Source organism: Brevundimonas sp. (assembly GCF_035627055.1).
In the GTDB taxonomy this organism is placed as follows: Bacteria; Pseudomonadota; Alphaproteobacteria; order Caulobacterales; family Caulobacteraceae; genus Brevundimonas.
On sequence record NZ_DASPMM010000018.1, the window covers coordinates 151747 to 168872 of the forward strand.

A 17126-nucleotide genomic window follows, 5' to 3' on the forward strand; every position below is an offset into this window, starting at 1 on the left:
GGTGGTCCGTATCGGGCGAGCGCTCGGTCGGGGTCTGGCTCCACCGCAATTCCAGGGCATCCGCTTTCGCCTCGGCGCGGCCCTGGCGTTCGCCCTGCTGCCGGTCCTGGCGCTTGGAGCCTTCCAGGCCGACGCCCAGTTCCGCGTGCAGGACCGGCAGCGGCGGGACGACCTGCAGCTGGCCGCCGAGCGCACCGCCGCCAATGTGAAGGGCCGGCTCGACAGCACGACCATCCTGCTCCAGGCCCTGCGCCCGGAAGCCCTGGAGCTGTTCTGCGAGCCGCGGCTGACCTCGCTGGTGCAGCGCATCGAAGGCCTCGACGGCCTGGCCCGCCTGACGCCCACCGGCCAGACCACCTGCGCCTCGCGGCGGCTGGAGGCGGCGGCCCCCGCCTGGCTGGACCAGGCCCGGGTCTCGCCCTGGTTCGAGCGGCTGCGCGGCGGCGAGGACACGGTGCTGGCCCGCGCGCCGGTGCGGGCCGGCGAGGCCCCCGGCCTGATCGTGGCCATCCGCCTGGAACGGCCGCTCGGGGCCTTCGACGGCGCCATGATCGCGGTCATCCCCCTGTCCGCCCTGCAGCCGGACATCGCGGACCGCGCCCTGCCGGAAGGGTCCCAGGCGGCGCTCACCGACGGCGAGGGCCGCATCCTGACGGCGACCGATTTGGACGCCTTCACCCTGGCGCGGGGCGGCAGCATCACGGGCTGGGTCGACCGGGCCCGCCGCGACGCCTCGGCGATCTTCGAGGCCGACGACGCGGACGGCCGTCCCCGCGTCTACGCCGGCGCGGCCCTGGCCGGCCGGGACGTCTACGCCCTGCTCTCCGCCCCCGCGCCGGGCCTGCTGTCATGGGCCCGGCTGAACCCGGTCGGCGCCTTCCTGGTGCCGCTGCTGGCCTGGCTGATCGCCTTCCTGTCGGTGATGTGGGTGTCCGAGCGGATCGTGGTGCGCTGGCTGGTCTATCTGGAGCGGGTGGCCGCCATCTACGCCCGGGGCCGGTTCTCGGTGCGCCCGGTGCAGGCGATGAACGCGCCGGCGGAAATCCGCGTGCTGGCCCGCACCCTCGACGAACTGGCCGAGACCATCACCACCCGCGATTCCGCGCTCAACGCCTCGCTCGAGGAGAAGGACGCGCTGATGCGCGAGATCCATCACCGGGTGAAGAACAACCTGCAGATCATCTCGTCGCTGCTGTCGATGCAGCAGCGCGCCCTGACCGACAAACAGGCCAAGGCGGCGGTCGGCGACACGCGCCAGCGCATCTCGGCGCTCGCCCTGATCTACCGCACCCTCTACCAGAGCGCCGACCTGCGCTACGCCGACGCGCGCATCTTCCTCACCGAACTGGTGGGGCAGCTGGTCTCGAGCGAAGCGGGCCGCGGGACGACGGTGACCTCCTCGGTCGAGGCCGACTCCCTGGTGGTCGATCCGGACAAGCTGGCGCCGCTGGCCCTGTGGCTGGTCGAGGCGGTGACCAACGCCCAGAAGCACGCCTTCGCCGGCCGCGGCGGTTCGCTCAGGGTGCGCTTCAACGTCGAGGGCGAACGGAGCGTGCTGGAGGTCGAGGACGACGGACCCGGCGTCAGCGAGACCTTCCGGGCCGGGGTGGGGCGCACCCTGATGGGGGCCTTCGCCAAACAGCTTCGCGGCGAGGTCGAACTCGTGCCTGCGCCGGGCGGCGGCACGATCGCCCGCATGACCTTCGCCACCCCCGAGGCCGTGACGCCGACGGACCCGGCCGACCTTGGAACCCGCTCCGGTTCGCGACGTTCTTGACCTGTACGCCGCTCCCCCGGCGCCAGGAGATCGCAACATGCGGAAGATATTCATTCTGTTCGCCGCCGCCGCCGCCCTGACCACGGCCGCGTGCAACACCATTTCGGGCGTCGGCCGCGACGCCTCGGCCGCCGGCGACGCCGTCACCGACGCGGCGGAAGACGCCAAGACCTGAGTTCGAGTTCCCGGCCGCGGCTCTCCCCCGACACGCGGTTCGGTTGAAGAAGGCCCGCCTGGCTCCCCCCCGCCGGCGGGCCTTCGCTTGTCCGGGGCCCGGGCGGCTGCTTGCGCGTCGCCGGGGCGGCGCTAGCATCCGGTCCGGGCGTCCGTGGGACGACGCCGGGGGACGCGCGCATGACCGATCAGACCGCCGGGGCCTCGGGGCCGGGCCTGAAGACCGTGGTGGCAGCCTCGGCGGCCGGCACCGCCTTCGAGTGGTATGACTTCTTCATCTTCGGCTCGCTCGCCGGGGTCATCGCCCACCATTTCTACGCCGAGGTCAGCGAGGCCACGGGCTACATCCTGGCGTTGCTGACCTTCGGCGTCGGCTTCGTGGTCCGCCCGCTTGGCGCCCTGGTGTTCGGCTGGTTCGGCGACAGGACCGGGCGCAAGGCCACCTTCCTCGTCACCATCACCGTCATGGGCGTGGCCACGGTGGCCATAGGCCTGCTGCCCGACTACGGCGACATCGGCGTCGCCGCCCCGATCCTGCTGATCCTGATGCGGGTGCTGCAGGGCTTCGCGCTGGGCGGCGAATACGGCGGCGCCGCCATCTATGTCGCCGAGCACGCGCCGGCGGGGAAGCGCGGCTTCCTGACCGGCTGGATCCAGACCACCGCGGCGCTCGGCCTGATCGGCGCCCTGGGCGTCATCCTGATCACCCGCAATCTCGTCGGCGCCGAGGCCTTCGACGAATGGGGCTGGCGCATCCCCTTCCTGCTCTCCGCGCTTCTGCTCGGCGTCTCGCTGTGGATCCGCATGCGGCTGGACGAGAGCCCGGCCTACCGCCGTATGGAGGCCGAGGGCGGCGAGCGCCGCGCCCCCTATCGCGAGGCCTTCCTGCAGTGGAACAACGGCCGCTTCGTGCTGCTGGCCCTGTTCGGCATCATGATCGCGCAGGGCGCCGTCTGGTACTGCGGCTATTTCTACACCCGCTTCTTCATGGAGCGGATCCTCAGGGTCGAGACCGCCACGGTCGACATGATCATGCTGTGGCTGACGGTGGCCTCGGCCGGACTCTACGTCTTCTTCGGCTGGCTGTCGGACAGGATGGGCCGCAAGCCGGTGATGCTGTTCGGCATGATCCTGGCCCTCGTCGCCTTCTTCCCCGGCTTCCACGCCCTGACCAGGGCCGCCAATCCGGCCCTGGCCGAGGCCCAGGCCTCCGCGCCGGTGACCGTGGTCGCCGACCCCGCCGCCTGCGCCCTTCAGTTCGACCCCGTCGGCAAGACCGCCTTCGCCAGTTCCTGCGACATCGCCAAGAACGTCCTGTCCAACGCCGGCGTCTCCTACGCCAACGCCGAGGCCCTGCCCGGCGGCGTCGCCACCGTCCGGATCGGGGGCGTGGAGGTCGCCTCGGTCGAGGGCGAGGGCCTGTCCGGCGCGGCGCTGAAGTCCGCCCGCGCCGACGTCGAGACCCGCATCAAGGCCGCCCTGGCCGCCGCCGGCTATCCCGACAGGGCTGACCCCGCCCGCATGAACCTGCCGCTGATGTTCGCCATCCTGATGGTCTTCATCGTCGCCGCCACGGCCCTGTACGGCCCCCAGGCCGCCGCCCTGGTCGAGCTGTTCCCGACGCGGGTGCGCTACACGGCCATGAGCCTGCCCTACAACATCGGCACCGGCTGGGTGGGCGGCCTGCTGCCGGCCGCCAGCTTCGCCCTGGTGGCGGCGTCGGGGAATATCTATTTCGGCCTGTGGTATTCGGTCGCCTTCACCCTGTTCGCGGTCATCGTCAGCCTGATCTGGCTGCCCGAGACCCGGGGCCGGGACCTGAACACGATCCAGACCTGAGGCGTTTCTTCCGCGCCTCCCCAGCCGGATGAAGACCATGCCAGACGCCAACGGCCGCGCCGCCGGCCTCAACCTGTTGCGCCAGCACGCCCTGATCGCCGGAGAGCCGGTCACCTCCCGGAACCGCATCGCCGTCGATGATCCGGCCACCGGCGAGATCCTCGGCCACGTCCCCGACCTCGGCGCCGCCGAAACGGACCTCGCCATCCAGGCCGCCCACGGGGCCTTCCCCGCCTGGTCGCGGTCGGACCCGCACAAGCGCGCCGCCTTCCTGCGCGAGTGGGCCCGGCTGATCGACGACAACACCGAAGGGCTCGGGGCCCTGATGGCGCTCGAGAACGGCAAGCCGTTCGAGGAGGCGAAGGGCGAGGTGGCCTATGCCAACAGCTTCATCAAATGGTTCGCCGGCGAGGCCGAACGGCTGATCGGCGAGACCCAGGACAGCCCCCTCGGCCACGTCATCCTGACCTTCCGCGAGGCGGTCGGTCCCTGCGCCTTCATCACCCCGTGGAATTTCCCGGCCGCCATGCTGACCCGCAAGCTGGGCCCCGCCTTCGCCGCCGGCTGCACCGCCGTGGTCAAGCCGGCCAGCCAGACCCCGTTCACCGCCATCGCCCTGGCCGGACTGGCCTGTCAGGCCGGCCTGCCCAGGGGCGTGCTCAGCGTCGTCACCGGCGACGCGGCGACCATCGGCGGCGTGCTGACCGCCTCGCCGCTGATCCGCAAGCTCAGCTTCACCGGCTCGACCCCCGTCGGCCGTCTTCTGGCGGAGCAGTCGGCCCCCACGCTCAAGCGCGTCTCGATGGAGCTGGGCGGCGCCGCGCCGCTGATCGTCTTCGCCGACGCCGACATCGATCTGGCCGTCGCGGAAACCATCAAGGGCAAGTTCCGCAACTCGGGCCAGACCTGCGTCTGCCCCAACCGCGTCTATGTCGAGGCGTCGGTCGCCGCGACCTATGCGGACAAGCTCGCCTCCGAGGTCGCCAGAATCCCCGTCGGCCCGGCCTTCGAACCCGGCGTCAAGGTCGGCCCCCTGATCGAGGACAAGGCGATCGCCAAGGTCGAAGACCACCTGAACAGGGTGCAGGCCTCCGGCGGCCGCGTCCTCACCGGCGGCGCCCGCCATGCGCTGGGCGGCCGCTTCTTCCAGCCCACTGTCACCCTCGGCGGCGACGACGCCCTGTTCCGCCGCGAGGAGACCTTCGGCCCGCTGATCCCTGTCTTCCCGTTCGACAGCGAGGACGAGGTGCTGGACAAGGCCAACGACAGCGACTTCGGCCTCGCCTCCTATGTCTTCACCCGCGACCTCGACCGGGCGATGCGCATCGGCCGGCGGATCGAGGCGGGCATGTGCGGTGTCAACACCGGCCTCATCTCCACCGCCGTCGCCCCCTTCGGCGGCGTCAAACAGTCCGGCTATGGCCGCGAGGGCTCGATCCACGGCATCGACGAATACGTCGAAATCAAGCAGGTGACCCTGGCCCTGCGCTAGCGATCAGGGCTCCAGGTCCGCCTTCATCCGCTCCAGCACACCGACCGCCCGCGCGGCGTGCGGGCCGATCCAGCGGTCGTGGACCTGTTTGATCGGCAGGGGATTGAGGTGGTTCCACCGCTCCCGACCCCGGCGCTGGACGATGATCAGGTCCGCGCCCTCAAGCACCTTGAGATGCTGCATCACCGTGCACCGGTCCAGCGCGCTGAAGCGGGCGCACAGGGCCCCGGTCGTGGACGGCGCGTCCTTCAACGCGTCCAGAATCTCCCGCCTCACCCGTGCTGACAGGGCCTTGAACACGCGGTCCTGATTCGCTTCGGTTGACATGTTATAAGAATATAACATTATGGGGCCGGAACAAGGAGCACCCGCCATGGAACTGAAGTTCAAGGTGTCCGGCCGCATCGCCCGCCCCGTCGAGGACGTGTTCGAGGCCGTCGCCGACCCGGCGAAGCTGTCGGCCTATTTCACCACCGGCGGCGCCGTCGGTAGGCTGGAGACCGGGGCGACGGTGCAGTGGGACTTCGCCGATTTCCCGGGCGCCTTTCCCGTCGAGGTCGTCGAGGTGGAGCCCAACCGCCGCATCGTCCTGAGGTGGGAGGCCAACGACGGCCCGCCCGAAGACAGCCAGGCCACGGCGGGCGCCGCCTATATGACCACCGTGGTCTTCACCTTCGAGCCGCTGGACGACGGCCGCACCCTGGTCACCATCGAGGAGAGCGGCTGGCGCGAGACGCCGACCGGGCTCAAGGCCGCCTTCGGCAACTGCCAGGGCTGGTCGCAGATGCTGGCCGCGCTCAAGGCCTGGGTCGAATACGGCGTCAACCTGCGCGAGGGCTTCTACGTCTGAGCCGAACTGCGCGGCTCAGACCTTCTTCAGCGCCGCCTTGAAGGCGGTCACCTCCGGGTCAGGCCAGAACTTCCCTTCCCACCAGAAGCGCGCGAGCGCCTCGTGATTGAGACGGACCCCCACCCTAGACCGGCAGCGCCCCCCGCTTCACCACCGTCCGCATCGCCACGCTCGACGACACCCGCGTCACTCCCGGGATCCGCGTCAGCTCGCGCGAGTGCACCCGCTCCAGATCGTCGACGTCCCGCACCACCAGCCGCAGCAGATAGTCCGAGCCGCCGGTCATCAGATAGCATTCGACCACCTCCGGCACCGTGGCGATGGCCGTCTCGAACGCCGTCAGGGCGCTCTCCGCCTGCGACGACAGGGTCACGGTCACGAACACGCTGATCGGCAGGCCGACGGCGCGCTCGTTGATGATGGCGGTGTACCGGCTGATCACATCCGCCGCCTCCAGCGCCCGCAGCCGGCGCAGGCAGGCGCTCTCCGACAGGTTCACCGCCTTGGCCAGGTCGGCGTTGGTCATCCGTCCGTCCGCCTGCAGGGCGCGGATCATCTTGCGGTCGGTGTCGTCCAGCGCAACGGCGGAAATCGTCTTCACAGGCAGCCTCGTTCGCAGATTCTGCGACTGTACGTCGATCAGACGCTGAAAAGAACAGGAACCTGCGGCCGCACCGCCGCTAGATTGCCGCCCGACGCGAGGCGGCCACAGAGCCCGCCCGCACCCCGTCGGAAGAGGAACCTCCCATGCGCGTCGGCGTCCCCACAGAGATCAAGAAGAACGAACACCGCATCGGCCTGACCCCGACGGCCGTGCGCGAATACGTGGCCCACGGCCATGCCGTCTCGGTCCAGCAGGGCGCCGGCATGGGCGCCGGCTTCACCGACGCCGACTATGAAAAGGCCGGGGCGAAGATCGTCGCCACCGCTGCCGAAATCTTCGCCGGCGCCGACATGATCGTGAAGGTCAAGGAGCCGCAGAAGGTCGAGTGGGAAATGCTGCGCGAGGACCAGATCCTCTTCACCTACCTGCACCTCGCGCCCGATCCGGAACAGACCAGGGGCCTGCTGGCCTCGAAATGCGCCGCCATCGCCTATGAGACCGTCACGGATGCCCGCAACGGCCTGCCGCTGCTGGCCCCGATGTCGGAAGTCGCCGGCCGCATCGCCGTCTTCTCGGCCGCCGAGACCCTGCTCAAGCACAACGGCGGCATGGGCCTGCTGTTCTGCGGCGTCCCCGGCGTGGCCCCGGCCCGCGTGCTGGTGCTGGGCGGCGGCGTCGTCGGCTTCAACGCCGCCCGCATGGCCATGGGCCTCGGCGCCGAGGTGGTCGTGCTCGAACGCTCAATTCCGCGCATGGCCTATATCGACGAGGTCACCAACGGCCGCGTCATCACCCGCTATTCCTCGATCGGCGCGGTCGAGGAGGAGATGGTCAAGGCCGACGTCATCATCGGCGCCGTTCTGGTCCCGGGGGCCGAGGCGCCCAAGCTGATCAAGCGCGAACACCTGAAGCAGATGAAGCCCGGCTCAGTGCTGGTCGACGTCGCCATCGACCAGGGCGGCTGCTTCGAAACCTCGAAGGCGACCACCCACGCCGACCCGACCTATGTCGTCGACGGCGTGGTCCACTACTGCGTCGCCAACATGCCGGGCGCCGCCCCGCGCACCTCGTCGGAAGCGCTCAACAACGCCACCCTGCCCTTCGGCCTGGCGCTGGCGGACCACGGCCTCGACGCCCTGAAGAAGAACCCGCACCTGGCTCGCGGCCTCAACGTCCTCAAGGGCGAGATCACCTACCCCGCCGTCGCCGAGGCCATGGACCTGCCGTGGAGCGATCCGTTCGGCGTCTGGGCGAACGGCTGACCGGGGTCAGACCCGGCGGAGGCTGCGGGCGAAGTCGCTGACATCGCTTATCAGCATGGTCTCGCCCTCGAACCAGAAGCGCGTGAGCGCTTCATGGTTCAGGGCGACCCATTCCAGCGCCTTCGGTGCGATCCGGTTGAGATCGCGCTCATCGAGACTGCTGGCCAGAATGCGCGGCTGGGGTCCGATGGACACCGAGGCGCTGGGCTGACTGCGGCCCGGCTTCAGAAAGAGCTTCACCCGCGGGCCGTGCTGTCCCATCGCGGTCGAAATGAAGATGGTCGCGAGGACACCTGTCCAGTCGGGCGGCAGGTTAGCCATCTCGCAAACCGCCTCCTCGCCAAGCGCCGTCAGTTCCTCGTCGAGCGTCGTCTCGCGATCGGTCCAGACGGCGATGGTCTCCTGCAGGCCCATGGTTCGATCATCCGGCCGGCTCCCCCTTGAGTCAAACGCCCGCCCCGCCTGTAAATCGCCGCTCTCTTCCGGCATAAGCCGCCGATGAAGTTCCTCGACCAGGCCAAGATCTACATCCGCTCCGGCAACGGCGGCGCGGGCGCCGTCTCGTTCCGGCGCGAAAAGTTCATTCCGAACGGCGGCCCGGACGGCGGCGACGGCGGCAATGGCGGCAACGTCTGGATCACCGCCGTCGAGGGGCTGAACACCCTGATCGACTACCGCTACCAGCAGCATTTCAAGGCCCAGACCGGCGTCCACGGCATGGGCCGGCAGATGCACGGGGCCAAGGGCGAGGACGTTATCCTCAAGGTCCCCGTCGGCACCCAGGTCCTCGACGAGGACAAGGAGACCGTGCTGCTCGACATGGACACAGCCGGCAAGACCGAACTGCTGCTCAAGGGCGGCAACGGCGGCTGGGGCAATGTCCGCTTCAAGGGCCCGTCCAACCAGGCCCCGGCCTACGCCAACCCCGGCCAGGAAGGCCAGGAGCGCTGGATCTGGCTGCGCCTGAAGCTGATCGCCGACGTCGGCCTCGCCGGCCTGCCCAACGCCGGCAAGTCGACCTTCCTCGCCGCCGCCTCGGCCGCGCGGCCCAAGATCGCCGACTATCCCTTCACCACCCTCGTGCCCAACCTCGGCGTGGTCGACCTGTCGGCCACCGAACGGTTCGTCATCGCCGACATCCCCGGCCTGATCGAGGGGGCGCACGAGGGGGCCGGCATCGGCACCCGCTTCCTCGGCCACGTCGAGCGCTCCGGCTGCCTAATCCACCTGATCGACGGGACCCAGGAGGACGTCGGCAAGGCCTACCGCATCATCCGCCACGAGCTGGAGGCCTACGGCGCCGGCCTCGCCGACAAGCCGGAAGTGCTGGCCCTGAACAAGATCGACGCCCTGACCCCCGAGGCGCGCGAGGAGAAGGCCGCCGAACTCGAGGCCGTCGCCGGCCGCCGGCCGATGCTGGTCTCCGGCGTCTCGGGCGAAGGCGTCACCGAACTGCTCCGCGCCGCCTGGACCGAGGTCCGCAAGGACCGCGGCGAGGTCGCCCCGGCGGAGACGGACGAGACCGTGGTCGAAACCCCCGGCGGCTGGGCGCCTTGATTTCGGCGTGAAGCAGGGCTGTTCTTCCCGGCTAACGGGAGGGACGGCCATGCTTCGCTTCACCAGAGGGCTGGCCGTCGGCCTTGTGGCGCTGAGCCTGATGGCCTTCCAGGCCCGGCCGCCCGCCCTGCCGGAAGCCCTCGCGGCTCTGACCGAGGACGCCGCGGCGGCCCGCGCCTTCGACTACATGGCCTTCAAGGCCACCGGCGTCGACCTCAAGGCCCTGTCCAGCGCGGTCTCGATGCGCACCCGCATCGACGGCGACACCCGGCGGCCGCTGACGGAAGCCGAGACCATCCTGCAGGCCGAACTCGCCGCCGCCGCCGAGGCCCCCACCGCGGAGGTTTTCGAAGCCGACCGCGCCGCCGCCGCCGCGGCCTGGGATCGCTGGATCGCTTTCGGCGAAGCCGTCATGGCGGGGCGGCCGGTGGCGGATCCGCCTTTCAGCTACGTCGCCGACCGCGTCCGGATGGCCGAAGAGGCGACAGACCCCCGCATCCGCGAACTGCTGCGGCGCGCGGCCCGGGACCAGTTGCTGCGGCGCGGCTGGGACGTCACCGACGAGGTCTGGCCGGAATCGCCGACGCCCGGCGCCTGGAGCCGCTTCAACAGTCGCCTCGGCCAGCAGGCCTGGGAGGTCGACAGCGACAACACCGAATGGCTCAAGGCCGACGTCGCCGCCCACGGCTGGTACCGCATCTCGGTCCACGGCGAGGCCGCCTCGAGCGCCGCCTGGCTGATGGCCCAGCACGCCGACCGCGACCGGCCCTTCCAGCGCCACGTCCTCACCCTGCTTGAACCGCTGGTGGCGGAAGGCGAGGTCAGCCGCTCCAACTACGCCTACCTGTACGACCGCATCGCCGTCGGCGAGAACCGTCCCCAGCGCTACGGCAGCCAGGGCCGCTGCGTCTCGAAGGGCGTCTGGGCTCCCAATGACCTCGAGGACCCCGAGGGCGTACAGGCGCTCCGCGATGCCTTCGACATGGGCTCGCTCGCCGAATACGCGGCGCACATGCACCAGTACTGCGCCGACTTCGAAGGCTGACGGCGGAACGCATCGGGGCCGCGGCTCCTTTCCTCCCGAAAGGAGCCCGCCATGACCGATCAGAAACCCATCCAGACCGAAGGCCGCGACGACAACGGCGCCATTCCGCTGGGCCGGCCCGACGCCTCGACCTCCGACGCGGCGGTCAAACGCAACGCCGAACGCGAGCGCAAGAGCGCCGGCCCCGACGGCCCGGACGCTGCCGAGGTCGGCGACACCTTCAAGAAACAGCCCCACTGAGCGGCAGGCGACACTCCGGCCCGGGCGTGTTAGCTCCCTTGTGAGCATAAGTCCCCCAGAGCCCGGTCCAAGAGCCCGCCTTGCCCTTCTTTCACGCCGGTCCCGCCCCGCGAGCCTCCGGCCCCCGCCGGGGCGCCCTGCGCGACGGGCTCGACCTGCAGCCGGGCATGAAGGTCGGCCTGCTCGGCGGCTCGTTCAATCCGGCCCACGACGGCCACGCCCATGTCGCCGAGACCGCCCTGCGCCGGCTCGGCCTCGACCGCGTCGTCTGGCTGGTCTCGCCGCAGAACCCGCTCAAGGACGCCCGCGACAGCGCCCCCCTGGCCGAGCGCATGGCCTCAGCCCGCGCCGTCGCCCGCGGTCCGGCGATGATCGTCTCCGACGTCGAGAGCCGCATCGGCACGCGCTGGACGGTCGACACCCTGCGCGCCCTGATCGCCCGCCATCCAGGGGTGCATTTCGTCTGGCTGATGGGCTCGGACAATCTGGCTGGCTTCCATCGCTGGCGCGGCTGGACCGACATCATGCGCCTGGCCCCCGTGGCGGTGATCGCCCGGCCCGGCTCGGAGCTCGACAGCCGCACCGCCCCCGCCGCCGCCCGCTTCGCCGCCGCCCGCGTTCCGGCCTCGAAAGCCCGCCTGCTGCCGGACCTGGAGGCCCCCGCCTGGACCTACCTGACGGCCCCGCTCAACCCCCGCTCCTCGACCGCCCTGCGCGCCCACGCCGGGCCCGCGGGCCCGGCCGCCCGGCGCAACGCGTGACGCCCCGGCGGGTCTGTGCTAGACTGCCCCTTTAGTCACCTCCCTGGAGCCTTCCGCTGACCCCCTCGCCCGCGCACGATGCGCAAGACAGCGCCGTTTCCAACACGGCGCATGAGATGGACCCGATCGCGCCCATCCATTCCGAAGACGGTCCCCCGGATAACGGCCCCCAGGCTCCCCTTCCCGTCGGCTCCACGGTGCTGGAACAGGCCGTCCTGTCGCGCCTCGACGAGGACAAGGCGCAGGACATCGTCCTGATCGACCTGAAGGGCAAGAGCCCGATGGCCGACACCATGATCATCGCCTCCGGGCGCTCGCACCGCCACGTCGGCGCCCTCGCCGACCACCTGCAGCGCACGCTGAAGGAACAGGGCCTCGGCCGGGTCAAGGTCTCCGGCCTGCCGCACTGCGACTGGGTGCTGCTCGACGCCGGCGACGTCATCGTCCACCTGTTCCGCCCCGAAGTCCGCGCCTTCTACAACATCGAGAAGATCTGGTCGGTCGACAGCGGCCACCGCGTCGACGCCCGCGCCTAGACCCGCCGGATGAAGCTGGCCGTCATCGCCATCGGCAAGCCGGGGCGCGGCCCCGAGGCGACCTTGGCGGCCGGCTACGCCGAGCGCGCCACCCTGGCCGGCCGGGCGCTCGGTCTCGGCCCCCTCGACCTGATCGATCTGGACGCGCGCAAGCCCGGCAAGGCGGCCGAGGCCGAGCTGATCCTCAAGGCCGCCGAGGGCGCGCACCTGATCGCCTGCGACGAGCGCGGCAGAACCTTCTCCAGCCGCGCCTTCGCCGACCACATCGCCGCCCTGAGAGATCGCGGCGAACGCCGTCTGGCCTTCGCCATCGGCGGGGCCGACGGGCTGGACGACAGCGTCCGCGCCGCCGCCGCCTCGACCCTCGCCTTCGGGCCCCAGACCTGGCCGCACGCCCTCGCCCGGGCCATGCTGGCCGAACAGCTGTATCGCGCCGTGACCATCCTGGCCGGATCGCCCTATCATCGCGATTGATGCGTAAGGCCGCCCTCGCCCTGCTGTTCGTCCTGGCCGCCCTGCCGGTGGCCGCCGCCGCCCCGCAGACGGCCGAGGTCCAGCGCCTGCGCGCCGAGTTCCGCGACGAACAGGCCCGCGCCCGCCGCCTGCGCGCCGAGGCCGCCGACGCCGCCGCCGAGATCGCCCGGCTGGAGCGCGAACTGGCCGCGCTCGGCGCCGACGTCGCCGCCGGCGACACGGCCCTCGCCGCCCAGCGCGCCCGCCTGCGCAGTCTCAGCGAGCGCGAGGCGGCCCTCGTCGCCCGCCTGTCGCAGGCCCGCGGCCGTCAGGCCCGCCTGTTGTCCGCGCTGCAGATGATGAGCCGCCGTCCGCCGCCGCCCCTGCTGGTGCCCGCCGACAAGGCGGTCGACACCGTCCGCGCCGCCATCCTGATGAAGGCCATAGCCCCCGAGCTTCAGGCCCGGGCCAAGGCCCTGGCCGACCGTCAGGCCGAGATCGTCCGCGTCCGCCGCCTCGCCGCCCTCAACAGCGAGGCCCTGTTCACCGCCGAGAGCGCCCAGGGCGACCGCCGCGCCCGCGCCGAGGCGCTGGCCGCGCGCCAGACCCGGCTGCGCGCCGTCCTCAAGGCCGAGGCCGACGCCGCCGAACGGGCCGCCGCGGCGCTGGAAGCCCGGCTGCGCGCCCTCGGATCGGCCGCGCCCGTGGTCGACGCCGAGGCCGCCACCGCCAGCGCCCGCCGTCCGGCCGGCCGCGATCGCCTGACCGCGCCCGTCGAGGGGCCGCCGTCGCTCCGTTTCGGGCCCGGTTCGGGCGGCTGGCGCTGGCGGGCGGACCGGCTGGAGGCGCACGCCCCCGCCGCCGGCCGGGTGGCCTGGGCCGGTCCGCTGGAGGGCTGGGGCCAGGTGGTCATCCTCGACCTCGGCCCCGGCTGGCGCGCCGTGGTTTCCGGGCTGGACGAGGTCGCGGTCGAGACCGGCGCGCGCGTCGCCGACGGCCAGACCCTCGGCCGCTCCGGCCCCGACGGCGAAATCGGCTTCGAGCTCCGCCGCGATGAACGCCCGGTCGATCCGGGGCCGTGGCTCAGGTGAGGGGTGAGGGATGAGGGATGAGGGGCTAGGGGCCAGCTGGCCGGGCCTGCTCAGTCGATCCCCCGGCTGGCGACCGACCAACCCTCATCCCTCATCCCTAGCCCCTGTTCCGCGAATCCCCTTCCCATCCCCCGATGACGCTGATTTTATCGGCGAACCCCCGGTCGGCCACGATTTGGTCGCCGCGGGCCTCATAACCTATGACGTTCAGGCCGCCTCCCCGGCCCGCTGGAAGAAGACCGAATGCGCAAGTTGCTGATGATCGGCGCCGCCGCCGCCACCGTGGTCGGCCTGGGCGCCGCCACCACCGCCGGCCAGACGCCGCGCAACGAGGCCTTCCGCCTGATCGGCCTGTTCGGCGACGCCCTCGCCACGGTCGAGCGCGACTATGTCGTTCCCGTCGACGACAAGAAGCTGATCGAGGCCGCCCTGCAGGGCATGATGGGGGCGCTGGACCCGCACTCGGCCTACCTGCCGCTCAAGGCCTACGGCGAGCTGCGCGAGCGCACCGAGGGCCAGTATACCGGCGTCGGCCTGACCATCTCGTCCGAAGGCGGGCTGGTGAAGATCATCTCGCCGATGGACGGCGGCCCCGCCGCCCGCGCCGGCGTCCAGGCCGGCGACGTGATTTCGGCCATCGAGGGCCAGAGCTCGTCGGGCCTGACCGTCAGCCAGGTCTCCGAAAAGCTGCGCGGCGCGGCCGGCACCTCGGTCAAGGTCACCTTCCTGCGCGACGGGGAGGAGCCGCGCGAGGTCGTCCTGACCCGCGAGATCATCAAGATCGACTCCGTCACCGGCCGCGTCGAGGGCGACTTCGGCGTGCTGCGCATCTCGACCTTCAACGAGAACACCGGCCGCGAGCTCGGCGAGACCATCGCCCGCCTTAAGGCCGAGAACCCGGCCCTGAAGGGCTACGTCGTCGATCTCCGCAACAACGGCGGCGGCCTGCTGGACGCGGCCATCGCCGTGTCCGACGCCTTCCTCGAGCGCGGCGAGATCGTCAGCCAGCGCGGCCGTCAGCCCGAGCAGATCATCCGCTACGCCGCCCGCCCGGGCGACCTGACCGGCGGCCTGCCGGTGGTGGTGCTGATCAACTACGGCTCGGCCTCGGCCTCCGAGATCGTCGCCGGGGCCCTGAAGGACCACCAGCGCGCCACGCTGGTCGGCCTGACCAGCTTCGGCAAGGGCTCGGTGCAGAGCGTCATCCCGCTGCGCGGCGGCCAGGACGGCGCCCTGTCGATCACCACGGCGCGCTATTTCACGCCCTCGGGCGCCTCGATCCAGAAGATCGGCATCGAGCCCGACCTCGAGGTGGCCCGCTCCGAGGCCGAGGCGCGCATCGTCTCGCGCTCCAACTTCATCTATTCCGAGGCCGCCTACGCCACGGCCCTGGACGCCTCCATCGGGGCCGAACGCAAGGGGCCGCACACCCCGCACGAGGCCCCCGGCGAATCCTGGGACAAGGACAAGGACTACCAGCTGGAGCGCGCCTTCGACGTGCTCCGCGCCGGCGGCAACCTGACCCAGCTGGCCGCGGCCCCCGAAGGCATCGTCGTCACCGAACCCGGCACGGCCATGGCCGCGGTGGCGGATGAAGCCGACGAGACGCCGTGAAGTGAGGCAGCAGGCAGCAGGCAGCAGGCAGCAGGGTGACTGCAGGGACTGAATGAATAGTCGACGCGTACGGAGAACGTTATGTCCGAAGTGCGTAGTTATCGGGATCTGCAGGTGTGGCAACGCGCGATGGACGTGGCCGTCGGCACCTACGAATTGACCAGGGCGTATCCCCGGGACGAACTTTTCGGCCTGACGTCGCAAAGTCGCCGGGCCGCCGCCTCGATCGCAGCCAATATCGCCGAAGGATACGGCCGGGCGAGCACGCCGAGCTACCTCAGCTTCCTGAGGATTGCTCGCGGCTCGCTGAAGGAACTTGAAACCCATCTGATCCTCGCCGAGAGGGTCGGGCTGCTTGCTTCTGGCGCCACCGCGCCCCTGCTCGATCAGACGGATGAAGTGGGGCGCATGCTCCACGGTTTGATCACCCGGGTAGAGGCCCAACCCTCCCGCTGACCTGCTGCCTGCTGCCTGCTGCCTGATCCCTCCAAAGCATAGCTAACACCGCGTTAGGCTTTCTTAACCGACGCACGGCCAATGTGGGCCTTGAAGGAGTCCGTCCCGCGGACCCCGGTTCGAGCGCCCAGTTCCTTGCCCATGTTCGCCAAGCGCCAGTCCGTCCTCGCCGCCACCGCGGGCGCTCCGCCCGCCCGCCGCTCCATGGCCGAAAGCTTCGCCCCGGTGATCCGGGTGCTGAAGAGGCCGCCGGTCGCCGTCGCCGCCGCCGGGGTGCTGCTGCTCGGCGCCGCCGCCCTGTTCGTCACCGTGCTCGGCGATCCCCGCGCCGGGGCCCCGTCCGCCCGCGTCGCCCTGAACCGTCCTTCCGCCGCCGTTGCCCCGGTTCCCACCGGCCTCGAGGCCTTCTCGGTGGACGGCTCCGGCATCTACCAGGACCTGGCCGCCGGCGGCGACCCGGCCCTGATGGGCGAGGCGGTGATCACCCTGCCCGACGGCGCCACCGTCTCCGGCGCCGGCGCCCCCGTCACCGCCCCCCGGGTGGCCGCCCAGCCGCTGCCCGCCGCCCCCATCGCCGGCCTCACCCAGCCCGGCCCCGACGGCCCGCTGCCGCGCATCGCCCCGGACGGCCGCGTCCCCGCCCAGGCCTACGCCCGTCCCTTCGTCTCCAACGGCAAGCCGCGCGTCGCCCTGATCGTCGGCGGGCTCGGGCTCAACGCCGTCACCACCCGCGCCGCCATCGAGCGCCTGCCGGCCGAGGTCACCCTCAGCTTCGTGCCCTACGCCGAGGGCCTGCAGGGCTGGATCGACCTCGCCCGCGCCCAGGGCCACGAGGTCATGCTGGAAATGCCGATGGAGCCGACCGGCTATCCCAACAACGATCCTGGCCCCTACACCCTGCTGGCCAACGCCGAGCCCGCCGACATCCAGGCGAAGATGAACTGGCTGCTGGGCCGCGCTGTCGGCTATTTCGGCGTCACCAACTATCTGGGCGACCGCTTCGCGACCTCGGACACGGGCATGGCCACCTTCATGACCATGCTGCGCCAGCATGGCGTGGCCTTTCTCGACGACGGTTCGATGAGCCGCCGCCCCGGGGCCTGGTCGCGCGCCAGCGCCAACCGCATCATCGATGAACAGCAGACCCCCACCGCCATCGTCGGCCAGCTGAACGCCCTGGAGGCCCTCGCCAAGGCCCGGGGCCAGGCCCTCGGCACGGGCTTCAGCTACCCCGTCACCGTCGAGGCCGCCGCCCGCTGGACGGCCGGTCTCGAGGCCCGCGGCCTGCAACTGGCCCCGGCGAGCGCGCTGGCGAACCGGCCGGGAAGATAGGCAGCGGGCAACAGGCAGCAGGCAGCAGGCAGCAGGCAGCAGG

General features: G+C 71.2%; 19 protein-coding genes. 16 read left to right on the plus strand and 3 right to left on the minus strand.

Annotated features, from left to right (window positions below; all coding sequences use genetic code 11):
• Nucleotide 1: 1 nt before the first annotated feature.
• The 4 genes from VEA98_RS09000 (at nucleotide 2) to VEA98_RS09015 (ending at nucleotide 5282) form a co-directional block, all read left to right on the plus strand.
• Nucleotides 2-1777: a sensor histidine kinase gene (locus tag VEA98_RS09000; protein ID WP_324813201.1), complete on the plus strand. Its 1776-nt coding sequence runs from the start codon at nucleotides 2-4 to the stop codon at nucleotides 1775-1777.
• 37 nt (nucleotides 1778-1814) lie between these two features.
• Entirely contained in the window at nucleotides 1815-1952 is a 138-nt protein-coding gene (locus VEA98_RS09005; protein WP_324813204.1) for an entericidin A/B family lipoprotein, read from the plus strand.
• Nucleotides 1953-2131: 179 nt separating this feature from the next.
• Nucleotides 2132-3790, plus strand: coding sequence for an MFS transporter (locus tag VEA98_RS09010; protein WP_324813206.1), 1659 nt, complete (start codon nucleotides 2132-2134; stop codon nucleotides 3788-3790).
• A 37-nt stretch (nucleotides 3791-3827) separates the two neighbouring features.
• On the plus strand, nucleotides 3828-5282 hold the full coding sequence (locus VEA98_RS09015) for an NAD-dependent succinate-semialdehyde dehydrogenase (RefSeq protein WP_324813208.1): 1455 nt from the start codon (nucleotides 3828-3830) through the stop codon (nucleotides 5280-5282).
• Nucleotides 5283-5285: 3 nt separating this feature from the next.
• Here VEA98_RS09015 and VEA98_RS09020 read toward each other — a convergent pair whose 3' ends face one another.
• Nucleotides 5286-5609, minus strand: coding sequence for an ArsR/SmtB family transcription factor (locus VEA98_RS09020; RefSeq protein WP_324813210.1), 324 nt, complete (start codon nucleotides 5607-5609; stop codon nucleotides 5286-5288).
• A gap of 46 nt (nucleotides 5610-5655) precedes the next feature.
• On the opposite strand from VEA98_RS09020, the gene VEA98_RS09025 reads away from it, so the two are divergent.
• Nucleotides 5656-6132, plus strand: a complete 477-nt coding sequence (locus VEA98_RS09025) for an SRPBCC family protein (protein WP_324813213.1) — start codon at nucleotides 5656-5658, stop codon at nucleotides 6130-6132.
• Between the two features lie 124 nt (nucleotides 6133-6256).
• Here the strand turns inward: VEA98_RS09025 and VEA98_RS09030 are convergent, their stop codons facing one another.
• Nucleotides 6257-6724, minus strand: a complete 468-nt coding sequence (locus VEA98_RS09030) for an Lrp/AsnC family transcriptional regulator (protein WP_324813648.1) — start codon at nucleotides 6722-6724, stop codon at nucleotides 6257-6259.
• Nucleotides 6725-6879: 155 nt separating this feature from the next.
• Here VEA98_RS09030 and ald point away from each other — a divergent pair, with 155 nt between their 5' ends.
• Nucleotides 6880-7998, plus strand: a complete 1119-nt coding sequence (ald, locus tag VEA98_RS09035; protein WP_324813215.1) for an alanine dehydrogenase — start codon at nucleotides 6880-6882, stop codon at nucleotides 7996-7998.
• A gap of 6 nt (nucleotides 7999-8004) precedes the next feature.
• Here the strand turns inward: ald and VEA98_RS09040 are convergent, their stop codons facing one another.
• The gene (locus VEA98_RS09040; RefSeq protein ID WP_324813217.1) at nucleotides 8005-8412 is read right to left on the minus strand and encodes a hypothetical protein; all 408 of its coding nucleotides are present in this window, start codon (nucleotides 8410-8412) and stop codon (nucleotides 8005-8007) included.
• An 84-nt stretch (nucleotides 8413-8496) separates the two neighbouring features.
• Between VEA98_RS09040 and obgE the strand changes: the two genes are divergently transcribed.
• The 10 genes from obgE to VEA98_RS09090 all read left to right on the plus strand — a co-directional run bounded on the left by obgE (nucleotide 8497) and on the right by VEA98_RS09090 (nucleotide 17083).
• Entirely contained in the window at nucleotides 8497-9555 is a 1059-nt protein-coding gene (obgE, locus tag VEA98_RS09045) for a GTPase ObgE (RefSeq protein ID WP_324813219.1), read from the plus strand.
• A gap of 49 nt (nucleotides 9556-9604) precedes the next feature.
• Nucleotides 9605-10600, plus strand: a complete 996-nt coding sequence (locus tag VEA98_RS09050) for a DUF6624 domain-containing protein (RefSeq protein ID WP_324813222.1) — start codon at nucleotides 9605-9607, stop codon at nucleotides 10598-10600.
• Nucleotides 10601-10651: 51 nt separating this feature from the next.
• Nucleotides 10652-10840, plus strand: a complete 189-nt coding sequence (locus VEA98_RS09055; protein ID WP_324813224.1) for a hypothetical protein — start codon at nucleotides 10652-10654, stop codon at nucleotides 10838-10840.
• An 80-nt stretch (nucleotides 10841-10920) separates the two neighbouring features.
• Nucleotides 10921-11601 (plus strand): nicotinate-nucleotide adenylyltransferase, encoded by a 681-nt coding sequence (locus VEA98_RS09060; RefSeq protein WP_349255650.1) that lies wholly within the window; start codon nucleotides 10921-10923, stop codon nucleotides 11599-11601.
• 116 nt (nucleotides 11602-11717) lie between these two features.
• Nucleotides 11718-12137, plus strand: coding sequence for a ribosome silencing factor (rsfS, locus tag VEA98_RS09065; protein ID WP_324813225.1), 420 nt, complete (start codon nucleotides 11718-11720; stop codon nucleotides 12135-12137).
• Between the two features lie 9 nt (nucleotides 12138-12146).
• Nucleotides 12147-12611 carry a 23S rRNA (pseudouridine(1915)-N(3))-methyltransferase RlmH gene (rlmH, locus tag VEA98_RS09070; protein WP_324813227.1) on the plus strand — a complete coding sequence of 155 codons (465 nt, stop codon included), beginning with the start codon at nucleotides 12147-12149 and terminating at the stop codon, nucleotides 12609-12611.
• Nucleotides 12611-13681, plus strand: a complete 1071-nt coding sequence (locus tag VEA98_RS09075; protein ID WP_324813229.1) for a murein hydrolase activator EnvC family protein — start codon at nucleotides 12611-12613, stop codon at nucleotides 13679-13681. The genes rlmH and VEA98_RS09075 overlap by 1 nt, the downstream gene beginning before the upstream one ends.
• A 243-nt stretch (nucleotides 13682-13924) precedes the next feature.
• Complete coding sequence (locus VEA98_RS09080) at nucleotides 13925-15295, plus strand: S41 family peptidase (protein ID WP_324813231.1); 1371 nt, start codon at nucleotides 13925-13927, stop codon at nucleotides 15293-15295.
• Between the two features lie 81 nt (nucleotides 15296-15376).
• Nucleotides 15377-15751, plus strand: coding sequence for a four helix bundle protein (locus tag VEA98_RS09085; RefSeq protein WP_324813233.1), 375 nt, complete (start codon nucleotides 15377-15379; stop codon nucleotides 15749-15751).
• Nucleotides 15752-15892: 141 nt separating this feature from the next.
• Nucleotides 15893-17083, plus strand: a complete 1191-nt coding sequence (locus VEA98_RS09090; protein ID WP_324813235.1) for a divergent polysaccharide deacetylase family protein — start codon at nucleotides 15893-15895, stop codon at nucleotides 17081-17083.
• Nucleotides 17084-17126: the final 43 nt, after the last annotated feature.